General features: G+C 41.1%; 16 protein-coding genes. 3 read left to right on the top strand and 13 right to left on the bottom strand.

All coding sequences use genetic code 11. The annotated features are described in order from the left end of the window. Positions 1-5 precede the first annotated feature (5 nt). The 4 genes from PSR9079_RS16840 to PSR9079_RS16855 all read right to left on the bottom strand — a co-directional run bounded on the left by PSR9079_RS16840 (position 6) and on the right by PSR9079_RS16855 (position 4,155). Positions 6-1,250 carry a lipoprotein-releasing ABC transporter permease subunit gene (locus PSR9079_RS16840; protein WP_149982516.1) on the bottom strand — a complete coding sequence of 415 codons (1,245 nt, stop codon included), beginning with the start codon at positions 1,248-1,250 and terminating at the stop codon, positions 6-8. After that, complete coding sequence (gene lolD, locus PSR9079_RS16845) at positions 1,240-1,938, bottom strand: lipoprotein-releasing ABC transporter ATP-binding protein LolD (RefSeq protein WP_149982517.1); 699 nt, start codon at positions 1,936-1,938, stop codon at positions 1,240-1,242. Before lolD ends, PSR9079_RS16840 begins: the two co-directional genes overlap by 11 nt. Next, complete coding sequence (locus tag PSR9079_RS16850; RefSeq protein WP_145233153.1) at positions 1,931-3,148, bottom strand: lipoprotein-releasing ABC transporter permease subunit; 1,218 nt, start codon at positions 3,146-3,148, stop codon at positions 1,931-1,933. The genes lolD and PSR9079_RS16850 overlap by 8 nt, the downstream gene beginning before the upstream one ends. A gap of 137 nt (positions 3,149-3,285) precedes the next feature. Continuing rightward, a complete protein-coding gene (locus PSR9079_RS16855) occupies positions 3,286-4,155 on the bottom strand; it encodes a LysR family transcriptional regulator (RefSeq protein ID WP_179959209.1) in 870 nt (289 codons plus the stop codon). 117 nt (positions 4,156-4,272) lie between these two features. Here PSR9079_RS16855 and PSR9079_RS16860 point away from each other — a divergent pair, with 117 nt between their 5' ends. Together PSR9079_RS16860 and fghA are read left to right on the top strand one after the other, a co-directional pair. Beyond that, complete coding sequence (locus PSR9079_RS16860) at positions 4,273-5,394, top strand: S-(hydroxymethyl)glutathione dehydrogenase/class III alcohol dehydrogenase (protein WP_145233151.1); 1,122 nt, start codon at positions 4,273-4,275, stop codon at positions 5,392-5,394. A gap of 59 nt (positions 5,395-5,453) precedes the next feature. Further along, the gene (gene fghA / locus PSR9079_RS16865) at positions 5,454-6,296 is read left to right on the top strand and encodes an S-formylglutathione hydrolase (protein WP_149982519.1); all 843 of its coding nucleotides are present in this window, start codon (positions 5,454-5,456) and stop codon (positions 6,294-6,296) included. Here the strand turns inward: fghA and PSR9079_RS16870 are convergent. The 8 genes from PSR9079_RS16870 to PSR9079_RS16905 form a co-directional block, all read right to left on the bottom strand. Continuing rightward, positions 6,250-6,633 (bottom strand): hypothetical protein, encoded by a 384-nt coding sequence (locus PSR9079_RS16870; RefSeq protein ID WP_149982520.1) that lies wholly within the window; start codon positions 6,631-6,633, stop codon positions 6,250-6,252. The two genes, fghA and PSR9079_RS16870, sit on opposite strands and share 47 nt — an antisense overlap. A 234-nt stretch (positions 6,634-6,867) precedes the next feature. Beyond that, on the bottom strand, positions 6,868-8,379 hold the full coding sequence (locus tag PSR9079_RS16875; RefSeq protein ID WP_246175591.1) for a BCCT family transporter: 1,512 nt from the start codon (positions 8,377-8,379) through the stop codon (positions 6,868-6,870). Positions 8,380-8,601: 222 nt separating this feature from the next. After that, entirely contained in the window at positions 8,602-10,215 is a 1,614-nt protein-coding gene (locus tag PSR9079_RS16880) for an ABC-F family ATPase (RefSeq protein ID WP_145233148.1), read from the bottom strand. Between the two features lie 268 nt (positions 10,216-10,483). Next, positions 10,484-12,040, bottom strand: coding sequence for a SulP family inorganic anion transporter (locus tag PSR9079_RS16885; RefSeq protein WP_149982521.1), 1,557 nt, complete (start codon positions 12,038-12,040; stop codon positions 10,484-10,486). A 123-nt stretch (positions 12,041-12,163) separates the two neighbouring features. Further along, entirely contained in the window at positions 12,164-12,622 is a 459-nt protein-coding gene (locus PSR9079_RS16890; protein ID WP_016707271.1) for an Lrp/AsnC family transcriptional regulator, read from the bottom strand. 89 nt (positions 12,623-12,711) lie between these two features. Continuing rightward, complete coding sequence (locus PSR9079_RS16895; RefSeq protein ID WP_145233146.1) at positions 12,712-13,353, bottom strand: MBL fold metallo-hydrolase; 642 nt, start codon at positions 13,351-13,353, stop codon at positions 12,712-12,714. 3 nt (positions 13,354-13,356) lie between these two features. Then, complete coding sequence (locus tag PSR9079_RS16900; protein WP_149982522.1) at positions 13,357-15,159, bottom strand: M14 family metallopeptidase; 1,803 nt, start codon at positions 15,157-15,159, stop codon at positions 13,357-13,359. A 185-nt stretch (positions 15,160-15,344) separates the two neighbouring features. Continuing rightward, on the bottom strand, positions 15,345-17,252 hold the full coding sequence (locus tag PSR9079_RS16905; protein ID WP_149982523.1) for a beta-ketoacyl synthase: 1,908 nt from the start codon (positions 17,250-17,252) through the stop codon (positions 15,345-15,347). A 126-nt stretch (positions 17,253-17,378) separates the two neighbouring features. Here PSR9079_RS16905 and PSR9079_RS16910 point away from each other — a divergent pair, with 126 nt between their 5' ends. After that, complete coding sequence (locus tag PSR9079_RS16910) at positions 17,379-18,389, top strand: GlxA family transcriptional regulator (RefSeq protein ID WP_149982524.1); 1,011 nt, start codon at positions 17,379-17,381, stop codon at positions 18,387-18,389. A 93-nt stretch (positions 18,390-18,482) separates the two neighbouring features. Here the strand turns inward: PSR9079_RS16910 and PSR9079_RS16915 are convergent, their stop codons facing one another. Then, on the bottom strand, positions 18,483-19,301 hold the full coding sequence (locus PSR9079_RS16915; RefSeq protein WP_149982525.1) for a substrate-binding periplasmic protein: 819 nt from the start codon (positions 19,299-19,301) through the stop codon (positions 18,483-18,485). Positions 19,302-19,554 lie beyond the last annotated feature (253 nt).

Consider the following 19,554-nt stretch of genomic DNA (forward strand, 5'->3'; position numbering starts at 1 on the left):
TTCCCTTAGTTGCCTAACACCTTGGCTGGATCCACTGTTGTTGCCTGCCATGCAGGGTAAATAGTGGCTAATACTGCCAACACAAAAGTTACAATAACAGTGATCACAATATCTTGCCATACCAGCTTACTGGGTAAAAACTCAATAAAATACACCCCTTCCAGCGGGTTTGAGCCTAACAACTGACTCAGTAGGGTAAAAAGCTCACTGATGTTCAGCGCCAGTATCACACCTATAAATGAGCCCAGTACCACGCCAATAAATGCTTGGCTAAGTCCTTGTAAAATAAAGGTCGCTAATATCGTACTGTCTTTAGCGCCCATGGTTTTTAATATCGCTATGTTGGCCTGTTTTTCACGTACTTCCATCACTAATGACGAAACAATATTAAAACTTGCCACCGCAATGATTAAAAACACCACAATATAAACAATGGTTCTGACCATTTGTATATCTTGGTATAAGCTACCTTGGGTTCTAAACCAGCTAGAGATATAAACATAATCATCAATTGTTTGGCCAACCCGTAGCGCAATTTGGTGCGCTTGAAAAACATCGGTTACTGCTAAGCGAAGCCCTGTTACTTGCTGTGGTTCATAACCAAGTACTGATTGCGCCTTACTGAGATTGATGAAGGCAGCAGAACTATCAATAGGGCCACCCATTTCAATAATACCCGCAAGGGTTAAAGTGACCCTTTTGGGTGCTAAAATCTCAGTACTTACCTCGTTAACTTGCGGGATCAATAAGGTAATTAACTCTCCTTGCTTAACACCTAACTGTTTAACAATTTGTTGGCCTAAAATAATTTCGTCTTCGCTTATTTGGCTGACCAACTTGCCATGAGTAAACTGATTAACCGCCGATACGTCACTTTCTAGAGCAGGATCAACCCCTCGCACTTCAACCGCTTTTAGTTCACTTTTGTATTGCGCCATGCCATTGACACTAATAAAAGGTGCTGCACCAGTTACGCCACGTTGCTCTGAGAGCTTTTGAACTTTATCCGGCCAGTTATCAATTGGACGATTAGGCGCAACATATTCAACTTGTGGCACAACGCTTAATAAGCGATGTACTAGTTGTTGTTCAAAGCCATTGATCACCGACAAAGCAACAATTAACACTGCAACGCCGAGTAAAATACCAATGGTTGACGCTTTGGCAATAAAACTAACAAAGCCATTTTTTTCATCGCTGCTGCCGGAGCTTGCTCTAAAACGTTTACTTAAATAGGCACTAAGCAACATGGCTGGCCTCTTTAATTGCCAATTTCCCATCATCAAGGTAAGCAATTTTACCCAGCTTATAGGCTAATTCTAAGTCGTGCGTCACCACTACAAAACTGGTATTCAAACTGCTATTAAGCTCTTTGATCAAATCGTAAATTTTAATCGCATTTTGTTTGTCTAAGTTACCTGTTGGCTCATCGGCCAATACTAAATCAGGTTCGCTCACCAATGCCCGCGCAATTGCCACACGTTGACGCTCTCCACCAGAGAGCATTGATGGTTTATGGCTACTACGGTGCGATAGCCCTACTTTATCGAGCATTACGAGGGCTTTAGCATTGGCTTTTTTAGCGCTGAGACCTTTGATCAACAGTGGCATCGCAACATTTTCTAACGCGTTAAACTCCATTAATAAATGATGGAACTGATAAATAAACCCTAAATGCTCATTACGAAATTTTGCTTGCTCAGCACGTGATAGCTTAGCAACTTGTTGACCTTTAATTTTTGCCACACCGGCACTTTGTGAATCCAAAGTCCCCAAAATGTGCAGTAAAGTACTTTTACCAGAACCAGAGCTGCCAACGATAGCCAGCATCTCACCTTGTTGTAAGGTTAAATCAACCCCTTTTAAAACCTCAACGTGATTTTCACCATCTTGATACACTTTACTTAACTGTTCACATTGGATAACTAAATCATTCATAGCGCAATACCTCTGCTGGGCTAACATTGGCAGCTTTACGCGCCGGATATAAAGTGGCTAAAAAGCTCATGGTAATACTGCCTACGGCAATCAGCGATAAGCTCATTACGTCAAATTTTACTGGTAAGGCAATCCCTGTTAACAAGTTTAAACCTATGCCTGCCAGCACTTCGTTGATATAAGCACTGAGTAATAAGCCAAGGGCTGCACCGATACTGGTGCCAATCAAACCATTGTACAAACCTTGGATCATAAATACTTGCTGCACTTGAGCCGGCGTTAAGCCAAGCGTTTGTAAAATAGCCACTTCACTTTGTTTTTCGCTCACCATCATGGTCAACGCAGAGACAATATTAAATACCGCAACTAATACAATCAGCGCCAGCAGCATCGACATAATGCGTTTTTCCATTGCAACTGCTGCAAACAAAGTACCTTGTGACTGGCGCCAATCGGTGACTGTATGTTGACTTAAAATTGCACTAGCTGAAGCGCTAAAGGCATCTAGTTGAAAAGGATCGTTCAGTGAAATACTCAAATTAGGAGCACTAGTTTGTGGCAACTTTAATACCCGTTGTAGCGATTCGCCGCTAGTAAAAGCAAGTCCCATATCAATTTCAGAACCTGTTTCATAAATGGCAGCAACGGTGAACAAACGTTGGCTTGGTACGCGACCTAAAGGTGTATAGGTTGACGCATTAGGCATGATCACGCGCACTTTATCACCTAAACCAATTCCCAGTTTACGTGTTAAATAACGACTAACCGCAATGTGATAGCGCGATGTCATGACTGTTTGCCAGTTGCCTTGAATAACTTTATCGCTGATTTTATAAAGCGATGCGTTATCGTCGTACAAACCTTGCAATAGCACACCATGTAAATCGCGATTGGTTTGTAAAATGGCTTCACCATGGCGATACAAACTCGCTCTTTTCACAAATTTGGACGCAACAATGGTATCTTGCAGCTGGATCATTTGTGCTTGAGTTTGTCCATCAGACGCAATTTCAACATGAGGAATGAGGCCCAACATATTGGTTTTAAGGTTATTTTCAAAACCATTCATCACTGAGCTGACAGTAAATAATGCCATTAAACCAATGGCGATACCGGCAATGGAGAAAAACGAAATAAAAGAGATAAATGCGTTCCCTTTCGAGGAGCGACTGTATCTCAGCCCGATAAACAGGCTAACAGGTTGAAACATAATTATTTATGGTCACATTTAATGCCAATTCAGCGCTCATACTAGCATAAATAAAGCGCCATTGGGTATGCGCAAAAGTGTAAAAATTCACGACAAATCAACTGCTGTATCAAAATTAAGCCGCTTTATTTAAACTTTTAGTTTAGAGATTTAATAAGGTGATCGAGTAATGCTCTGACATTGGTCGCAACAAATTGTCGCGGAGGATACACTCCCCATACACCTTCTGGTTTTGGCTGATTATTGGTTAAAATAGGCACTAAATCACCCGTGGCTAAATCACTCTCAATGTAATAGTTTGGCACTTGTATGATACCAAGACCCTTTTTAGCTGCATCAGCTAACGCCCAGCCACTATTACACTGTAACCGCCCCGCAATTTTGATATGTTTATCACGCCCTTGCTCGCACACCCGCCAATAACTGCTGTTGCCGACTAAGCATTGATGGTGCTGTAATTCAGCTAATGTGTGAGGTTCGCCAAAACGTGCTAAATAGGCTTTTGAGCAGCAAATTACAAAATGACGTGCACTTAAGCGTCGTGCTTTTAAGCTAGAGTCTTTTAAATGACCAAGGCGAATAGCTAAGTCAAAGCCGCCCTCAAGTAAATTTTCTTGTTCATTGCTCAGCGCCATCACCACTTCTACATCAGGGTGCAGTTGCATAAAAGTATGCACTGCTGGCATCACGAAGCTTTCGCCATACATAACCGGAGCTGTGAGTTTAATTTTACCTTTAGGAGCATTTTGCTGTTGTGCTAATAACGCGGTGGCGTCGTCCATTGCATGCTGTAAATGTTTTGTTTGATGTAAAAAGACTTCGCCTTCTTTAGTCAGTACAACTTTACGGGTAGTACGCGTTAATAATTGGGTATTTAAGCGCTGCTCTAATTGCGTTACATGGCGGCTTATGTGTGCAACGGATACCCCTAATGTGGTTGCAGCGCGGGTAAAGCTGCCTTCTTCACCGACTGCGATAAATTCGTCTATGCCTAACCAACGACTCATTATTACCATACTGTAAAAGTGTTTTATTAAAATGAAGATTAACATTGTTTGAGAAACAAATAAAATAGCGTTATTGTTTTCAAGTCATGTTCGTATTTAACCAGCAAGAGAGTTACTATGTCTGAATTTATAAAATCAAAAGCCGCAATTGCTTGGGGTCCAAATCAACCACTATCTGTAGAAGAAGTGGATGTAATGATGCCTAAAAAAGGCGAAGTAATGGTAAAAATTACTGCTACTGGCGTATGTCACACCGATGCATTTACATTATCAGGTGCCGATCCTGAAGGGATTTTCCCAGCCATTTTAGGGCATGAAGGCGCTGGTGTTGTTTATGCTATCGGCGAAGGCGTAACCAGTGTTGCTGTGGGCGATCATGTTATTCCTTTATATACTGCAGAATGCGGTGTATGTAAAATGTGTACTTCAGGCAAAACAAACTTGTGTTCCGCTGTACGTGAAACGCAAGGTAAAGGCTTAATGCCAGACGGCACGACTCGCTTTTTCAAAGATGGCCAACCAATTTATCACTACATGGGCACATCAACCTTTTCTGAATATACGGTACTGCCAGAGATCTCACTGGCTAAAGTAAACAAAGCAGCATCACTTGAAGAAATTTGCTTACTGGGCTGTGGTGTTACAACTGGTATGGGCGCGGTCACAAACACTGCAAAAGTTCAAGCAGGCGATACCGTTGCTATCTTTGGTTTAGGTGGTATTGGTTTATCAGCAATTATCGGCGCTAAAATGGCTGGTGCCTCGCGTATTATCGGTATTGATATCAACACATCTAAGTTTGATTTAGCCACTAAATTAGGTGCCACAGACTTGATCAATCCAAAAGATTTCGATAAGCCTATTCAAGAAGTTATTGTCGAGATGACCGATGGTGGCGTTGATTTCTCATTTGAGTGTATAGGTAATGTTGATGTCATGCGCTCAGCCCTTGAATGTTGTCATAAAGGTTGGGGGGAATCGGTGATCATTGGTGTTGCTGGTGCAGGACAAGAAATTTCAACTCGCCCATTCCAGCTAGTCACTGGCCGCGTCTGGCGTGGTAGCGCATTTGGTGGGGTTAAAGGTCGTTCACAACTACCTGAGATTGTTGAACGTTACATGGCTGGCGAATTTGCATTAAATGACTTTATCACTCATACCATGGGTCTTGAAGACATAAACGACGCGTTTGATTTAATGCATGAAGGCAAAAGTATTCGTACTGTGATCCACTACTAATATTAAAAATACAGATACCACATAGGGTGTAAGCTATGTGGTATTTTAGCGAGGAATCCATGTTAGATAATTTAAGCGCCACAAAAGTTAGCGGTGGCTGGCACAAGCAATACAGCCATACATCTACAAGCACCCATTGCCCAATGCGGTTTGCTATTTTCTTGCCACCCGGTGCCAGCCAAACTAATAAAGTACCGGTGCTGTATTGGTTATCAGGCTTAACCTGTACGGATGAAAATTTTATGCAAAAAGCAGGTGCATTTAAAAAAGCGGCAGCGCTTGGTATTGCTATCGTTGCACCTGATACCAGTCCTCGTGGCAACACTGTGCCAGACCAAGACAGTTATGATTTTGGCCAAGGCGCGGGGTTTTATTTAAACGCCACCCAAGCCCCCTATAACACGCACTATAATATGTATGACTATGTGGTAAATGAATTGCCTTCGCTAATTGAACAGCACTTTCCCGTGACTGATAAAAAAGCGATTAGCGGGCATTCTATGGGGGGGCACGGTGCGTTGATGATTGCATTGCGCAATCCAAAAAGTTACACCAGTGTTTCTGCTTTTAGCCCAATCACCAACCCTATTGACTGTCCTTGGGGGCAAAAAGCGTTTAGTCAGTACTTAGGAGATGATCAATCACAATGGGCCAATTACGATAGCTGTGAACTAATGAAAAAGGCACACAGTAACGAATTTTTACCAATGCGTATTGACCAAGGTGATGCCGATAATTTTTTAGTCGAGCAACTAAAACCAGACAACCTAACTGCAGTGGCAAAGCAAGTTAATTACCCGCTAACGTTGAATATGCACGCAGGCTACGATCATAGCTACTTTTTTATCAGCAGCTTTATCGACGAACACTTATCATTTCATCAAGTGTATCTTCAGCGTTAATTGTATTCTCTACTGTGAGGTTGTCAGTCGTTACTTCCTCACATTGTTGTATTGATTTAGTTATTCTTTTGCAGACCAGAGTAGGCTCTGAGCTATCTTGCACTAACCCCACTAAAAAACGATCTACTTCGATGCCTAAGTCCGCAAATGACAAAGTCTGTTCATGACTAAAGTAAGTATTATCTTGAGGCGATACATGTGCGGGGGCCTGCGCTAAATCAGCATCATAATTTGTATCCGCTTTTGAATAAATAACTCCATCAACTAATACACCCGCTACAGTGCATGCGCTTAGTAATTGGCTGACAAGTAAAACAGTAATAAAGTTCTTGAACATAAATTTAATCCTTTATATCCCATTGCTTAAATGCGTAAGTTATTATTTAACTACCTCGAATGAGCCAGTTTTTAATAGCATTAATATTGCTTAGTGGTTGTATCTGTAATACTCACTATAAACGAACGAGTATAAAACACTGTAAAAAACTGTAAGTGAATGACAATAAAGTAATTAAACGTTTAAACTATAAACTATAAACTAGCTCGAGCATAGCAACAGTAATAGGTTTAACTACACTTGTAACTCCTTCATAAACTCTTTTACAAATCCTATCAGCTGCAAAATAAAAATAAACAAAAATGGCACTGCACCAATAATTGCAATACTTCGGTTAAGTAATTCATTATTTTGTAATAACAATACCCAGCTACTTAGAGCTAAAGTAAAAGACCACACATACAAACTAAATCGATGACTGCTTTTTGTCCCCGCTAAATTACGGATCACTAAAATTGCAGAATCTGCCGAAGTAGCAACAAAGATCAGTAATAATAATAAGCTCGACCAAATAAGCACACCTCCTTGCCAACCTAACTGCTTAAAAAATACAAATAAGCCTTGTGTATAATCAGTTTTAATAGCGGCCATAATGCCACTACTATGGCCGCTATCCCAAGCAATAGCAGATCCCGAAAAAACACTAAACCAAATTAAAGTGACGAAAGTTGGCACAATTACTACGCCAACAATGTATTGCCAAACTGGCCGACCTTGACTTATTTTAGCTAAAAAAACCCCAACAAAAGGTCCCCACGCTAGCCACCAAAAATAATAATTATACGTCCAACTATTAGCCCAAGCAGGATCATTTAGTTGACTTGATAATTGCCATGTCCCCGTCACTAATAAGTGGCTATAAAATTTAACGCCACTGATCGCCACATCTATAATCGGTTGTAGTGGTACCATCATGATGAGCCAAATAAGTACTCCAAATGCTAAAAAAACATTAAATTGACTGAGTGTTTGAATACCCTTTTTTAATCCTAAGCGCGCAGATAAGCTAAACAACAGCGCTAATAACATAATAATAATCAAACCAACTAACCAAGGCGAGTTAATGCCAAGCTCAAGCTCAATCCCTTTTCGTAGTAATAATGTTGAATTTGCAATCGTGCCAACTACACCAAAAAAAATAGCTAAAATGGCCACTAACTGGATCACGTATTTACACTTTAGCTGCCCTGCGCGACTTAAAAATGAAGTTGTTACACTCAACACCGGAGCACTTATATCTCCCGCTTTGCCACTGTTATGGCTCAAACCACCTAAGACTAAGCCAAATACTGCGTAGAGTGCCCATGCATGAGCGCCCCAGTTTACTAACGTAATAGCCAATGCAGCACCTTGTCTATCAGGGTAAAGACTTTGCTTTAATGGCGGTTGCAATACGTGCATGGCAGGCTCTGCTACGCCCCAAAAAATTAAACCCGATCCCATTCCTGCAGCAAATAACATTGACAACCAACCAAAAGTTGAAAACTCGACAGATGTATGCTCTCCACCTATTTTACGTTGTCCGAGTGGGCTAATAGCCAGCACAATAACGCTTATCAATAAAAAATTAACTAACAGAAAAAATGGTCCACCCAACACTGATAATGCATTAATGATCAGTGGTTGAATATGCGCGGTGAGCATATCAGGAAATAATAGAGCCCCGCTAACAAATAGCACACACAAGGTGAGCGCTAGTTTTTCAAGATTCGACACTAATTTAGTAATACGAGCTTTAATTACCACATAGATACCTTAAAAATTATACTAATTAAATCGGTTTTATCAGCGCTAACGTTACGACGCTTTAAAGCTACACCAAAGCAACTTTTTAATTTTACATAATTTAGACATAAAAAAACCGGCCGCAGCCGGTTTTCTGATACTTAATACCAATTATATTGATTTACAGAGCTCTTGAACTCGCTTGCATGATCATGCATTTAATAAAACTGAGATCAATAAACTTTACTTTGCAGCCAAAAGCTTCGCTTGCTCTTGTTGGCTTGCCATAAATTCGTTAAAGGTGCCGTGGAAATTAACCACTTCTTTGTCACGAATATCAATAATACGAGTTGCCAATGATGAAACAAACTCACGGTCATGGCTGACAAAAATCAGCGTACCTTCAAAGCCTTTTAATGCATTATTAAGCGCTTCAATGGCTTCCATATCCATGTGGTTTGTCGGTTCGTCCATCACCAAAACATTTACGTCTTGCATCATTAATTTGCCAAACAATAGGCGATTTTTCTCACCACCTGAGCAGTTTTTAGCTTTTTTATTCGCATCATCCGCAGTAAACAATAACCGACCTAACATGCCACGCACCATTAAATCGTTATGCTTGGCTGTACGCCACTGTGACATCCAATCAAACAAGGTTAAATCGTTATCAAAGTCTTTACTACTATCTTGCGGACAATAGCCAATCGATGCATTTTCTGACCATTTTACAACACCGTGATTAGCTTCAAGTTCACCCACTAAACAGCGAATAAAGGTTGATTTACCAACACCGTTTTCACCAATAATCGCAAGTTTTGAACCCGCTTCTAAAATCAGCTCGCCGCCTTCAAACAATACTTCACCGTCAAAACCATGGCCAAAGTCTTCTAAGATCAATGCTTGGCGGTGCATCTTTTTACCTTCATCAAAATACAATGACGGCGCCATTCGGCTTGACGACTTCACTTCATCTAAGCTGATTTTATCCATGCGTTTAGCACGTGAACTCGCTTGTTTTGCTTTTGACGCATTAGCACCAAAGCGGTTAACGAAATCTTGTAACTCTTCAATTTCAGATTGCTTTTTAGCATTACCAGCAAGTAATTGATCACGAATAAGTGTTGATGCTTCAATGTATTTTTCGTAGTTACCTGGGTAAATACGCAGCTCACCGTAGTCAATATCAGCCATATGAGTACATACCGCATTAAGAAAATAGCGGTCATGAGAAATAATGATCATGGTACATTTACGCTGGTTAAGTTCGTGCTCTAACCAGCTAATGGTATGAATATCCAAGTTATTGGTTGGCTCATCCAGTAATAAAATATCAGGGTTAGCAAACAAGGCTTGCGCAAGTAAGACGCGCAGCTTCCAGCCAGGGGCTACTTGTGACATTAGACCAAAATGAAATTCTTCTTCAATACCCGCTTTTAATAAAATATCACCCGCGCGGCTTTCTGCACTGTAACCATCCATTTCAGCAAAAACGCTTTCAAGCTCAGCGACTTTCATACCATCTTCTTCACTCATTTCTGGCAGTGAATAAATACGTTCACGTTCTTGCTTTATTTTCCATAATGCAACGTCACCCATGATCACAGTATCAACCACTGAGTATTGCTCAAATGCAAACTGATCTTGGCTTAAGTTACCGACTTTCAGTCCTGGGCCAATTGATACGTTACCTGATGTTGGCACTAATGAGCCATTGAGGATTTTCATGAAGGTTGACTTACCGCATCCATTGGCGCCAATTAAGCCATAACGATTACCGTTACTAAATTTAGCGGAGATATTTTCGAACAAGGGTTCGGCACCAAACTGCATGGTGATATTAGCGGTAGAGATCAAAATGAATTTCCTAAGCAAATACTGACAAGTACACTGTTCGCTGAATAAGGAAAAGTTAATACAGGCAATAAGACGGTATAAAGAGGCCGCGAATTATACAGGCACTAGCTGCACTAGTCGAGCTTAGTCTCAATAATTGACTCACCGAGCACTGGTTTTTATGTGACTTAAATAAATTTTAACGTCATCTGCGGTTTCAGCCAATGATTTGTTCGATAGCAACAAAAAAGCGAAGGCACTGCCTTCGCTTTTTTATCAAACGTCTCGTTTAAGCAAGCTTGTCTGAAGCAACTTTATAAGTTGGATCTTCTATTACATTAACTTCGACTAAGTCGCGCGCTTTATGTAATAACTGTGTACAGTCTGGGCTCAAGTGGCGTAAATGCAACTGCTTACCTGCCTTGGTGTACTTATCAGCTAAAGTATCAATTGCCTCAATGGCACTGTGATCTGCCACTCGGCTGTATTTAAATTCGATGATAACGTCTTTAGGGTCATTTTTAACATCAAACAACTCCGCGAACTTTTTCACTGAGCCAAAAAATAATGGGCCGTGTAGTTCGTAGACTTTAGAACCTTCTTCATCAATGAAGTTTGTAGTAAAAATATGTTTAGCATGTTGCCATGCAAATACTAAGGCTGACACAATCACACCCACACATACTGCAATTGCTAAGTCAGTTATCACCGTTACACCCGATACTAATACAATGACAAAAGCATCTGATTTTGGGACGCGTTTCATCATTTTGAAACTCGCCCATTCAAAGGTGCCTAATACCACCATAAACATCACGCCAACCAATGCTGCCAGCGGCACCATTTCAATCAAACTGGCGGCAAAAATAATGAATGCTAGGAGCATTAATGCTGCTGTAATACCAGATAAACGCGAACGACCACCTGAGTTAATGTTGATCATTGATTGACCAATCATCGCGCAGCCCCCCATCGCACCAAAGAAACCACAGGTAACGTTTGCAGCGCCTTGACCAATGCATTCTTTATTGCTGTGACCACGGGTTTCTGTGATTTCATCAATTAGGCTAAGGGTTAATAATGATTCAATCAAACCAATTGCCGCTAAAATAAGTGCATAAGGTAAAATAATTTTCAGTGTTTCAAAGGTAAATGGCACCATTGGAATGTGAAATTGTGGTAAACCACCAGCAATAGTTGCCGCACTGTCACCGGTCATATCTTTTAAGAAATCAAGTACTGTACGCGCTTCTAAATCAAATCCGATAACAATGGCGGTTACAGTAACAATAGCGACTAATGTTGATGGCACAGCTGTAGTCAACTTTGGCAAAAAGTGAATAATAGCCATCGTTAAGGCGACTAATCCTAGCATGATCATCATCGGCGTGCCGGTCATCCACTGCATGCCACCTTGACCATCGGACACCTTAAATTGCCCTAGTTGCGCTAAGAAGATAACAATCGCTAAACCATTTACAAACCCGAGCATCACCGGATGCGGAACCATACGAATAAACTTACCGAGCTTAAACACCCCTGCTAGTATTTGCAGTATCCCCATCAGTAATACAGTCGCAAAGAGATACTCAACCCCATGATCTAGCACTAAACTTACCATAACAACGGCAAGTGCACCGGTTGCACCGGAGATCATACCTGGGCGGCCGCCAAAAATAGCGGTGATCAAGCCAACAATAAATGCTGCATATAAACCAACTAAAGGCTCTACATTTGCAACAAACGCAAATGCAACAGCTTCAGGAACGAGCGCTAGGGCAACCGTTATACCTGATAAGATATCGTTTTTAGCAGAGCTCGGCGCCTTGCTTAATAAGTTAAACATTGAATTCCTCTTCGGGGTGTGGGATCAAAAAAGCGCTGAATTCTAACAAATTAAGCTAAGGTTAACAATTGCAGTAAAAGGAACAAGCTAACGCCTTTATAGCGCTAGCATGATTAGATACGATTAAAGTGGCAGCGATGTACTGCGTTTGACACAAGTCATAGTGACGTTTGAGTGAACTTCTTGAACAAATTCAAGATTCAATAAATTATCACGAACAAACTGTTCATAGCCTTCAATGCCTTTAGAAATGATCCGCAACATAAAGTCCATAGTGCCAGCCATACTGTAACATTCTGTTACTTCATCATAACTTAGGATAAGTCGTTCAAACTCAGCTAAATTTGTACGGCCATGATTTGATAAACGAACATGAGCGTACACTAGCATATCAAAGCCGAGCTTTTTCTCATCCAATAAGGCAACTTTGCCTTTGATGTAACCATCTTGCTCAAGCTTAGCAATACGACGCCAACAAGGTGATTGAGATAAACCGACTTTATCAGCAATATCAGCGGTCGAAAGACTTGCATCTTGCTGTAACAGTGCCAAAATTTGGCGGTCAACATGATTTAGAGACATTTTATTTCTTATTTATTTTACTAAATTGGTTAAATTATACATTGGTTTGTAGGTTGAGTCTTGTACTTTTATGCATTTATTATGCGCAACTAACCAAATTTACCACTTATAAATGGATTCGATATGCGCTCAGTCAGCACTTTAGTGTCAGGTCCATGCCCAGATAGAATTCGCGTTTCATCAGGCAGTGTCAAAATTTGATTTTTAATCGAGTCAAGTAACTGCTGGGCATCCCCTTTAGGGAAATCTGTACGCCCTACTGAGCCTTTAAAAATAACATCACCCACTATCACTAACTGATGTGTTGCTTCATAAAATACAATATGCCCAGGCGTGTGGCCCGGACAATGACGAATGTCAAATCGCAATTGACCCAATGTAAACGTATCACCATGACTTAACCAATGCTGAGGATGAAAAGGCGCAATTGGTGCAAAGCCAAACATTTGCGCTTGCATAGGTAATGCATCAAACCAAAACAATTCGTCTTTTTGTGGCCCGACAATATCAACAGAAAAATGCTCAGCAAGTACTTTTGCCGCACCGACATGATCAAGATGACCATGGGTGAGTAAAATACACTGCAAGCTTAACTGATGCTTGGCAAGCTCAGTAATGATTTTATCAGCGTCGCCACCTGGGTCGATAACCGCTGCGTGGCGTGTTTGTTTACAAATAACCACTCGGCAATTTTGTGCAAAAGCGGTCACCGGTACGGTAATTATTTCCATATGTTAATTCTTTATTTGCGGTTTAGTGTCAAATGTCATCAGCACAGGATACTTTAAATAAGCTTGATCATAAAATGGCGTATGCTCATAGAGCCAGTTTAATCGGGCTTGTGCATCTTTAGCAAAAGCGGCATCCTCACGAATTTTTTTATCAAACTCAAGTGCAAGTGCCGGTTTATCTTTGAGCATATGGCGAGCATACGGCGCTAATGCATAGTTTTCCATGTACTCAGTACGTTGAAAAATCGTATTAAACTCACCCCATGCAAAAAATGAATCCGGTGCTTTGGGGTGTAAAAGATGGGCAACTAACTCACCGAAAGGTTGAGCAGTTTCAACTTTAGACCAACCGGTCAAAGACTTTTCTGGTACATCGACAAAATCAAAATCTGCGTTTACTCGAAAGCGTCCTTCAAACGGCGCTTTATCAAATTCATGCTTTGTTACTACCGCGACTTTTAAATTAGTTACCAGCTCATCACTGCTCACGTTTTCTACTGTAATACCATGTAATTTGAGTTTTTCGACAATGTGTGGATAAGCTGGTGGAATATAAAATGTACTTGGCACGGTGATCACGGTTTTTGCGTCCTTCTGCCAGTAAATGGGCAACGCATCATAGTGCTGTTTTTCGCCTAAATACTTTACTTCCATCTGGCCACTCAAGGCGCTTTTACTGCGCGAATATTTGATCCCTGCAAATGCGATAGTGTTTGGCTCTTTTGCATAACCGCGTTCAACAATAAGCTGGCTTGGCACAAAAGCACGTTCTTTTTCAACCGCTTCGGTTAATTGTTGATGATGTTGCGCCAATGCTGAAATAGCCCCATCTAAAAATACATAGGTGCCAAGTACACGTTGTTTATACGGTTTTAATGAATGATTTTCGACAAGAATTGTGGGTAACGATCTTAAATCCCCCCAACCATTCGAATAACGAGGCGTGGCAACCCAGCCCGCTAAGCCTTTTTTAAACTCGCGCTTATCCATTACAAATACCAGCGGCCCAGGTATATGGCCTTGCTCTTGTAGTTTTGTCTCGATGATAGGTTTAAAATAATTATTGAGCGCATCTGACACACTTGGCGATTCACTGGCAAATACGGGGTTGTACCCGTAAGTTACATCGTATTGATAATCTGCACCGTCAGTCACATGCACATCGATATATAAATCTGGGTTAAACTGCTTGATCACCTTTAATACACCACGTACTTCCGGCGTATCTAGTTTGGTGAAATCACGATTTAAATTTAAATTATTAGCATTGGTTCTAAAGCCCATTTCAACTGGCCCACGCTGGTTTATGCGATTAAACTGACTACTACGCTCATGGCCATCAACATTTAAAATAGGAATAAATAAGATGTTCACTTGGCTTAAAATATCTCGACGTTTACCGGTTGCAATATCGCGTAGCAACATAAACATCGCATCTTTACCGTCAATTTCGCCGGCATGAATTCCCGCTTGAATAAAAATAGTCGGCTTGGCGTTTTGCATTAACTGCGAAGGTGTAAATGCGCCATCTTCGCTTGCTACCATCATGTTGATCGCACGGCCACTGGCACTATGTGCAATAGTTTGCACTTGGAATTGGGTAGGGTTTGCTGCAACAAGACGATCTACAAAGGCCATAGTTTGCTGATAATTTGGTGACTTTAGCCCTTCGCTTAGTTCGAAATCAGTGGTTAATGGGCCTTTTTGTTGTATCAGTGCCAAACTTTGACCTTGCCATGGCAACAATGGAGGTAAATGGCTATCTAATGTAACACTGGCACTTAACAATAATAAACTGGCGATCATAGGACTCTCAAACGTTGGCCTCTTTAATAGCTTGAAATTATAACAAGGATAAATGACAGATCGCGTAAACTGCGGTGATTCAACAAAAAAATGCAGCCAATGACAATTTAAAAACTTTATAGGGCTAATATTCACGCATTAAAAAAGGCGCTATAAAAGCGCCTTGCCACTCAAGAATAATGTGCTTAAAACATATCTTGATAAGGATTCGTTTTACTAAATGCAATGGCTTTATCAAAACCGGGAATATGCATGTCGGTATCAGAAATGACAATTTCATCTTCATCAATCATGCCATCACCAAAGCGATAGATTAGCTCATATTGTCCTAAGTCAGCTTGTTGCTGATAATTAGTCTGAGCAGCTGTAACGGTTTGATTGCTCAATGCATATGCATCCATCACCGCACTACCATGGCGTTTTGCTAACATTTTCATGGTCACCATGGGTGACAAAACAGTGGCTGTGGCATTATTTCCGCCAAAGCCTTTTGAATTAATAAAAGCAATATCCATGTCTTCGCATTGATAATGCTCAGTACGAATATCTAAATACTGGTTATGCACATCCTTGGCCACTTTATCTATGGTGGTAATACCCGGCATAATATTATGTGCAAATACACCCAGCGCCATCGCTAATTGGTCGCCACTAGCTGGCGCAATTGTGTGCCCTACATACGCTTTTGGTGCTGCTACTTTCCAATTATCAATGGCAAACGTTTGTGCCACCTTATGATAAATTAATGACTCTGTTACGCGGTTTTGCGGTGTGCTTGAACCATGCGCTAAAATAAAGCTACGTTGTTGTAATGCTTCTTTACCTAATAAGCTCGTGGCTAATGCCGCCGACTTCGCCATGGTTATATAATTACCCGGTCCCGGTGATGTAATTGATTTTTTAACGCCATCAGCATTTACAAATACATCAGGCACGCAGCCTAGAATGTCTGCCCCCAACTCCAGTGCTAACGCATCATCCATTAGAATCGCTACTTGTGCGCCTTCACCTAAAGTAAAGCCACAATTTTCGCCAAATGGGCGGCTACTTTTACGATAATCAGGCTCATCATCATTGCTTAAGTTATCCAAGCGGCGTAAACCTTCAATATTCGCCAGCGCACTCATATTACCAAAGCCTTCAACAACTTCAGGGGTAATTGCGCATTCCACACTTGCCACAATAGCAACACGTGTACGCCCTGCTTGTATATCGTTTACTGCAGCGCGCAAGTTATATAAAAATGTTGCACACGCGCCTGAAGTTGAAAACGTAGTGCCTACATTGCCCGTCACATAGGCATTAATAAAATCGGTCGACATTGTATTTAAGCCAAGCGCTAACTGCTTGGTGCTGACGCGATCACCTTGCTGGCGCGCTTTTACTAAACCACCTAAGCCCTTGTCATCCATTTGACCAATAACCGACGCTGAATAAGTGCCAATTTTATCAGGCTCAACACTATTCATAATGTGTTGCCAATCGAGTCCGGTTGATTTAATCGCGTCAGTAGCAGCAAATATAGTGGCTTGTAAACCACGTGGCTGGTAGCGACTGTTGTACATAATAGACGGATCAAACCCTGTTGGTAGTTGCCCAGCCGATTTAATCGGATTATCGCGAGTAGAATCATGTTTAATATCAAACTGAGCCGCAATGGTTACTTTTACTTTTTTATTTTCAAGCTCTTCTACTTGCCAACTTGTAGGGACCGGCGAAGGTAAATCTTTACGACGTGTTTCAAACACAATAGCGCTTTCATCTGACGCGGTTAACGTCATTTTTTGCTGCCACGGTGTTGCATCGACATCAAAATGCTCTTTTTCAATTTTACGAATTAACGTACCGGCAATAATTTGCTCACCAAAGCGTGCTTCTATGTCGCTTTGCTCAACAGTATTGCCTTGTAAATCTTGCAGTTGCCCATTCACAAGACTCACTAAATTCATTAACGTGGCGAGGCCTAAAAATGTTTCTTGGCGGGCTTGAGTATCTAAGTTATTTAACACGATACGACGATAACCTTGATGAAAAGAAGTACGGCCTGCGGCGTTAATTCCACCCATGCCGATAATAACGGGTAATGCTGTCATAATTTACCTTGAGAAAACGTGTTATAGGAGAAGCTTGCAGTTTAGATGGATTTAATTATCAACATTGTGCTTAAATAGCCAAATAATGAGCCTATGAGGCCAAATCAAACTGGTCGGAGCAATTAAATGGACAACAACTTGGTACTTAGCCCTTTGCAAATAAGTATTTTGGTATACCAGCACTTATTGATCACCAGTGTCACCTTGCCAATTGAAATGCTCAGAGCCGGTGAGGCGTACGCCAAAGGGCATATAAACAGCGGAACTTTTCGGCCATTAACGATTAATTTAATCGCTGAGGACAGCGAACCTATCAAAAATCGCAGCGGCTTAGCAATATTACCGGATCACACTTACGGCACAGCACCTTACAGTGACTTGATTATTGTGCCCGGTATTTGGCGCAATCCTCGCCCTGTTGTCAGAGCAAACTCTGGGTTAGTTCAGTGGCTTGCCAGCAGCTGGCAAACGGGTAGCTCAATCATTGGCGTGGGTACTGGCAATTGCTTAGTCGCTGAAGCTAAGTTATTAAATGGTCACCCCGCTACCACTCATTGGCATTATGCAGAACAATTTAAACGCGACTACCCACAAGTGCTGCTCAAGCCTGATTTTTTTATCACTCAATCTGAGCGCTTATACAGTGTGGCAAGTCTAAATGCCTTAGCAGATGTGATCGTGCATATTATTAGCCAATACTACGGACAGGCCGCCGCTCAGCATGTTGAGCGCAACTTTTCTCACGAAATTAGGAAACCTTACGAAGACCAGCGCTACCTTGAAGGCGCCGTTGATCGGCATCCAGATGAACTCATCGCGCAAATTCAATTTTGGTTAAAAAACAACTTAACCACAGAACAAAGTTTAACAGAGGTCGCTCAACTATTTAGTTTGAGTTACCGCTCTTTTACCCGCCGTTTTCGCATTGCGACCAACCAAAGCCCCATTGAATATTGGCAGCAATTACGCGTACAAACAGCCAAAGAGCTACTTGCATCATCTAACTTATCAATTCAGGAGGTTGCTTTAGAGGTGGGTTACAATGATCAAGGTCATTTAACCCGCGTGTTTAAGAAAGTGCTCTCGCAAACGCCTAGCGAGTATCGAAAAGTGGTTAGAAGAAAGTTATTTGGTTAATAAGTTGCGGGGTGTTATTTTTAAACAGTTAAACCTTTTAGATAGCAAAATATACAGTGCGGGTTAAACATGAATATCGACGTTTAACGCGCATCATTTACCATCGCTGTCGATTTGAGTACGCCTTTCAAATACTAACTTTAATGCTGCGTCCATTTCTTTAATAAAGTCATCCTTAAATGGAAATTTTTCTGATGGCGCTTTCAAATAACCAATGTGAGCAGTTCGCTTGAAAATAATTCTGTCTTGCTGAAGTTGACTCAAATCAACAAATGGATGGCTTTGCTTAAGTGCTTTAATACCTGATAAGATGGCCCACTTGTCATTGATATAACAGTCGATTCTATTTTTAGCCAGCTTCAAAATATTTGATAATGTATCTTTGTTTTCCCATATTTTTATTTTGTTTTGCTCCAGGGCAGTGTTCAATGCTTGATCGAATAAGAGATACCCTGCATTGATACCAACATTAATCGGCTTTAATGGATATTCTGTGTTTTCAATCTTGAGTAAGCTTGAGTTTGGATTACAAAAAGCTTGTATTACTTCTTCATGCAGCGGCTCTGAGTAAGGCCAAATAAAACTGCGCCCTTGCACATTTTTATAAGGAGGTAGTAAGGCAAAGTCCTCTCCTCGTCTAAGTGCGTCAACACCACGCTTCCAAGGTACTGGTTGCAACTCTATAATATATTTTTCACTGACCAAATCGGCAGCTTGACGAACTACATCAACATATAAGCCCACTAACTCACCGTCTTTAAGGTAAGAATATGGGGGATAACTATCATCGACTAATATCACAACACGATAGCTTGGTTTGGCCACTACCGGTATTGTAAAAAAGAAAGCAAACAGCAGTAATGCAATTCTTTTCGGCCCATTCCACTGTATTATTTGCCAACTCGATTCCATTAAACAACACCTAAATAAATAATCACTGGTTATTAGCGTAGTCAGATTAATATTTTTTACAAATCTTAACTTCCCCAATTAGTATACCTACTCAAACGCTAAAATAACAAAAGCATAGGCTTACTCTTATTATTACGATAAGCGTACGACAAGGACCATCTAGATGCCGGACTTGCTAGGCCACTAACAACCGATTTAATCGCGCTGGACTGTAAATCTTTAAACGAGCTAGTCCCTCGATCATAGATAGAGA

It is taken from the genome of Pseudoalteromonas rhizosphaerae, from assembly GCF_902498845.1.
Classification (GTDB): Bacteria; Pseudomonadota; Gammaproteobacteria; order Enterobacterales; family Alteromonadaceae; genus Pseudoalteromonas; species Pseudoalteromonas rhizosphaerae.

Excerpts from the sequence above, each read along its gene's own strand:
- PSR9079_RS16840 (WP_149982516.1), bottom strand. The coding sequence starts at position 1,250 with ATGTTGCTTAGTGCCTATTTAAGTAAACGTTTTAGAGCAAGCTCCGGC.
- lolD (WP_149982517.1), bottom strand. The coding sequence starts at position 1,938 with ATGAATGATTTAGTTATCCAATGTGAACAGTTAAGTAAAGTGTATCAA.
- PSR9079_RS16850 (WP_145233153.1), bottom strand. The coding sequence starts at position 3,148 with ATGTTTCAACCTGTTAGCCTGTTTATCGGGCTGAGATACAGTCGCTCC.
- PSR9079_RS16855 (WP_179959209.1), bottom strand. The coding sequence starts at position 4,155 with ATGAGTCGTTGGTTAGGCATAGACGAATTTATCGCAGTCGGTGAAGAA.
- PSR9079_RS16860 (WP_145233151.1), top strand. The coding sequence starts at position 4,273 with ATGTCTGAATTTATAAAATCAAAAGCCGCAATTGCTTGGGGTCCAAAT.
- fghA (WP_149982519.1), top strand. The coding sequence starts at position 5,454 with ATGTTAGATAATTTAAGCGCCACAAAAGTTAGCGGTGGCTGGCACAAG.
- PSR9079_RS16870 (WP_149982520.1), bottom strand. The coding sequence starts at position 6,633 with ATGTTCAAGAACTTTATTACTGTTTTACTTGTCAGCCAATTACTAAGC.
- PSR9079_RS16885 (WP_149982521.1), bottom strand. The coding sequence starts at position 12,040 with ATGTTTAACTTATTAAGCAAGGCGCCGAGCTCTGCTAAAAACGATATC.
- PSR9079_RS16890 (WP_016707271.1), bottom strand. The coding sequence starts at position 12,622 with ATGTCTCTAAATCATGTTGACCGCCAAATTTTGGCACTGTTACAGCAA.
- PSR9079_RS16895 (WP_145233146.1), bottom strand. The coding sequence starts at position 13,353 with ATGGAAATAATTACCGTACCGGTGACCGCTTTTGCACAAAATTGCCGA.
- PSR9079_RS16900 (WP_149982522.1), bottom strand. The coding sequence starts at position 15,159 with ATGATCGCCAGTTTATTATTGTTAAGTGCCAGTGTTACATTAGATAGC.
- PSR9079_RS16905 (WP_149982523.1), bottom strand. The coding sequence starts at position 17,252 with ATGACAGCATTACCCGTTATTATCGGCATGGGTGGAATTAACGCCGCA.
- PSR9079_RS16910 (WP_149982524.1), top strand. The coding sequence starts at position 17,379 with ATGGACAACAACTTGGTACTTAGCCCTTTGCAAATAAGTATTTTGGTA.
- PSR9079_RS16915 (WP_149982525.1), bottom strand. The coding sequence starts at position 19,301 with ATGGAATCGAGTTGGCAAATAATACAGTGGAATGGGCCGAAAAGAATT.